The 3,723-nt window shown below is 44.9% G+C and carries 4 protein-coding genes; 1 reads left to right on the top strand and 3 read right to left on the bottom strand.

Features of this window, described 5'->3' with window-relative positions:
- The first annotated feature begins 260 nt into the window (after positions 1-260).
- The gene (locus tag ADU23_RS31685) at positions 261-1,466 is read left to right on the top strand and encodes an IS110 family transposase (RefSeq protein WP_053373193.1); all 1,206 of its coding nucleotides are present in this window, start codon (positions 261-263) and stop codon (positions 1,464-1,466) included.
- Between the two features lie 470 nt (positions 1,467-1,936).
- Here the strand turns inward: ADU23_RS31685 and ADU23_RS31690 are convergent, their stop codons facing one another.
- The 3 genes from ADU23_RS31690 to ADU23_RS34445 form a co-directional block, all read right to left on the bottom strand.
- Positions 1,937-2,341 carry a VOC family protein gene (locus ADU23_RS31690; protein ID WP_053377945.1) on the bottom strand — a complete coding sequence of 135 codons (405 nt, stop codon included), beginning with the start codon at positions 2,339-2,341 and terminating at the stop codon, positions 1,937-1,939.
- Between the two features lie 118 nt (positions 2,342-2,459).
- Positions 2,460-3,407, bottom strand: coding sequence for a helix-turn-helix transcriptional regulator (locus ADU23_RS31695; RefSeq protein WP_053377946.1), 948 nt, complete (start codon positions 3,405-3,407; stop codon positions 2,460-2,462).
- Positions 3,319-3,624 (bottom strand): hypothetical protein, encoded by a 306-nt coding sequence (locus ADU23_RS34445; RefSeq protein ID WP_141680468.1) that lies wholly within the window; start codon positions 3,622-3,624, stop codon positions 3,319-3,321. Before ADU23_RS34445 ends, ADU23_RS31695 begins: the two co-directional genes overlap by 89 nt.
- Between the last annotated feature and the right edge of the window lie 99 nt (positions 3,625-3,723).

Consider the following 3,723-nt stretch of genomic DNA (forward strand, 5'->3'; position numbering starts at 1 on the left):
AAACTATCCTGCCCGTTCGTATTATGAGGTCACCAGATCTTTCTGGTAGACCTCATTTTTGTGAGGTCATAAGATAGCGGTAGCCGGGGATCGAACGTTTCTGCCCGTGGGAGTTGGATCCCGAGAGCTATACAGTTCATCCCCCCTACTTGTTAAACCATGATTAGGCTRGTTGGGACAATGATCCCGAATCACATGCGATAATGTGGACGACGAGAAGGTTAGGGGTTGCCGGCGAATATAATATCGGGAGTGATTGAATGAACCCTGTCATTGGATTAGATGTATCTAAAGGAGAAAGTCATGCACAAGCTTTTTCAGATCGAGGATCGCCCTACGGAAAGACCTTTCGATTTGAGCACAATCTTGAGGGATTAGCGTCCTTCCTCCGTTTTACTCAAAACCTGGAGTCTTTTACTGGGCAGCGTCCGGCCATTGTGTTAGAAGCAACGGGGCATTATCATAGTCCAGTTATACAGTTTCTAGATGATCATCAATATCTGTATATCGTTATCAATCCGTTAATTTCACACCAAGCGAAAAAGATGAATTTACGTAAGGTGAAAACGGATGTTGCTGACGCATACCAGTTGGGTGAAATGTTCTTCAAAGAAGAGCTGGAGCCTTACAAAAAACGGGGTCAGTATCTCATGAATCTGCGTTACCTGACACGGCAACATGAGTCACTTACTGAAATGTATGTCCAGGTAAAGTTGCAGTTTCAAGCAGTGCTTGATCAAGTCTTTCCAGAGTATCATGGCGTGTTTGGTGACCTTTATTCTAAGGTATCACTTCGTTTCCTGGCGCAGTATCCAACGTCTCAATCCGTGCTAGCGATGTCCGAGGAAAACGTTACAGCAAGCATACAACGCCTAGTTGGACATGTCAGTTCAAACAGATGGTCGCTGGAACGGGCACAGAAACTAATGGCTGCAGCAGAACGAAATCCCTTCAGGGAGACCGCTTTTCCGAGTCATTTAATCTCATTGGAGCTGTTCGTTAATTTACTTCTTCAGTACCAGGAGCATTTAGCAAAACTTGATAAATCGATAGAGATCCTTGCTGAAGAATTACTGGAATATGATTTAATCCAATCGATACCCGGCATTGGCACTAAAATTGCTGCAACAATTTTAGCTGAGATCGGTGAAATCGATCGGTTCGATCACCCAAAGAAACTAGTTGCGTTTGCCGGTATTGATCCAAGTGTCTTCTCTTCCGGCAAGTTTACAGCAACCCGAAATAAAATCACCAAACGTGGTTCTAGAAGGCTTCGGACAGCCTTATATCAAGCTGTAAGGTGTGGACTGAAAGGCTCACGTAACAAGAAAATAAGAGCTTATTACGACAAAAAGCGTTCAGAAGGCAAACTATTTAAAGTAGCTGTGATCGCTTGTGTAAATAGACTGATCCATTGGATTTATGCGATTTTGACCAAGAAAGAACCTTTCCGCTTGACTGAATAAGCAACGTTTAGATATTGAGGAAAACCTTCCCAAATTCTATGGGACGGTTATTTGACATGCATTTTTACCAGTATAGCATCCTTCGTTTACTTCATTAATTATTAAATATTGACAGGCTATTAGCTGGTATACTTCAATGAAAAACGGCAAACGATTAATAGCGTTTGCCGTCTTTTCGTCATTCAACTATCGTGTCCCGTTAGCGTAACGATCCGTACTTATACTGAATGATTCGGGTTCTTCAATCTTGTTCGACTAGTAAAGCCATCGTGTCCTGTTAATGCAAAGAATTTTTTTAAGAATATTTATCAGAAAAATTAACTTAACGTTTTAATTTCAAGTGGTACCTCCTCTGAATTCCGAGAGTCTATTTAATTATTAAAGGAGTGTATGACCACGCTCCTTATTAAGAACTAGGTGTCCATATATTTTACGAATCGTTGCCACTTCCTAAATTGTTTAACTGTCCGTCAACGCCTGCCGCTAAACCGTTTGATCGCTTCCTCGGTCACCGGCTCGAAGAGGTTAACGAGGTTGCCGTCGGGATCGCGGAAAAGCACAGAACGGTTTCCCCACGGCATCGTTGTAGGTTCCTTTACCCATTCATCGACAAATGGCTTCAAGCGCGCGTATTCGGATTCGACATCATCGACGCGGAACTCAATAATGACAGTGTGATTGTTGGCCGCTACTACGGAACCAGCGCCGAATAGTTGCGCCGTCTGGGAGTGGCCGATTGCCAGGGTGCAAGATGGCACAACGAGTTCGGCAAAAACGGGCGCGGGGCGCTCTGCCGAAACACCCATGACTTTCTCATAGAACTCGACGAGACGATCTACGTCGTCGGTAATGATGCGTACAGAAGCGAAATTCACAAAATATCATCCTTCCTATAATAAAATAAATGAAACAATTGTATAATATCGTGGGCCAGAACCAACGACTTTACGTTTACATACCCGATTATAAAACAACGCTACTGACAACGTTATGTCAGTAGCGTTTTAACATCTTTTGGGCTTCCTCAGTAATCCTTTTTCTGAATGATTCAGGTTCCAATACGATCACACCCGCTCCCCAGCCAAGCACCCATTTAAGCAATTCATCCAATTGACGAACACGTAAAATCACATACAATCCATCTTGATGCTCTTCCATATCCTCTATATAGTGATAGTTCGATTCCTTCACATTATCTGCGATATCATGGTTAAATCGAAGGCGAACTCGCAAGTGGCGATCATCCGGAGGGGTATACTCCCTTAAGTTGAAATGCGCCGGTAGTTCGAAGCGTTCTTCCAGCTCAATAAGTTTGGTCATTCTGGATAAACGGAAATGGCGGATGTCTTGACGTAGATCGCAACGGGCAACGAGCATCCAAGCTCCTTCAACGAGTACCAGTCCATAAGGAGCGACGGTACGATCACTAAGGTGATTCCCTTTGGAATCCCCAATCCCTTTCGAATAATGTAATCTGATCTTTCGTTCCTCTAATATCGCTCGACGGATCTTTTCGAAATATTCCCTTTCTTTTGACAGCGCGACCCGTTTTCCTGGAGTGAGCAAGCGCAGCGCCTTGCGCACATGAGAGGTCTCGATGCGAACGCTCTCCGATAGAATGGCCTCGATTTTCCTCCGAGCAGCTTGAGCCCTAACACGATACTCATCATCAAATCGTTGCTCGATAAAGTCCGTTCCTATAAGCAAGGTCACGGCTTCTTCCACCGTGAAACTGATCGGTGGCAGGAAATAGCCTTTCATCAAAGAATATCCTGTGCCTGGGGCACCTACAATCGGCACGCCCGCTTCACTAAGTGCCTGAATGTCACGATAGATGGTCCGCACGCTGGTTTCAAATAGGTCCGCCAAATCTTCGCCCCGTATCACTTCTCTGCTTTGCAGCTCCAAAACGATGGCTAATAAACGGTCTGTTTTGTTCATTGGCTGCCCTCCTTGATTTGCCGTATAGGGTATGGTCGCCGGATTCCTCCATCAGGATCATCCGTTTGACCGCTCTCATAACGTCCTTGTCGAAAGGCAGCGTCTCATCGATCAGCTTGCCAAGAAACTCGACCTCCTCTAGCGGAGAAATGCGCAGCGAGCTGTTGCGCCAGAACTGAGACGCCAGACTTGTTTCAACAAACAGATCATACCACATTTTGTTAAACTATCCTGCCCGTTCGTATTATGAGGTCACCAGATCTTTCTGGTAGACCTCATTTTTGTGAGGTCATAAGATAGCGGTAGCCGGGGATCG

Source organism: Paenibacillus sp. FJAT-27812 (assembly GCF_001273905.1).
In the GTDB taxonomy this organism is placed as follows: Bacteria; Bacillota; Bacilli; order Paenibacillales; family Paenibacillaceae; genus Pristimantibacillus.

Bases quoted from the DNA above. Each gene is read 5' to 3' on its own strand.
- ADU23_RS31685 (WP_053373193.1), top strand. From the start codon at position 261: ATGAACCCTGTCATTGGATTAGATGTATCTAAAGGAGAAAGTCATGCA.
- ADU23_RS31695 (WP_053377946.1), bottom strand. From the start codon at position 3,407: ATGAACAAAACAGACCGTTTATTAGCCATCGTTTTGGAGCTGCAAAGC.
- ADU23_RS34445 (WP_141680468.1), bottom strand. From the start codon at position 3,624: ATGTGGTATGATCTGTTTGTTGAAACAAGTCTGGCGTCTCAGTTCTGG.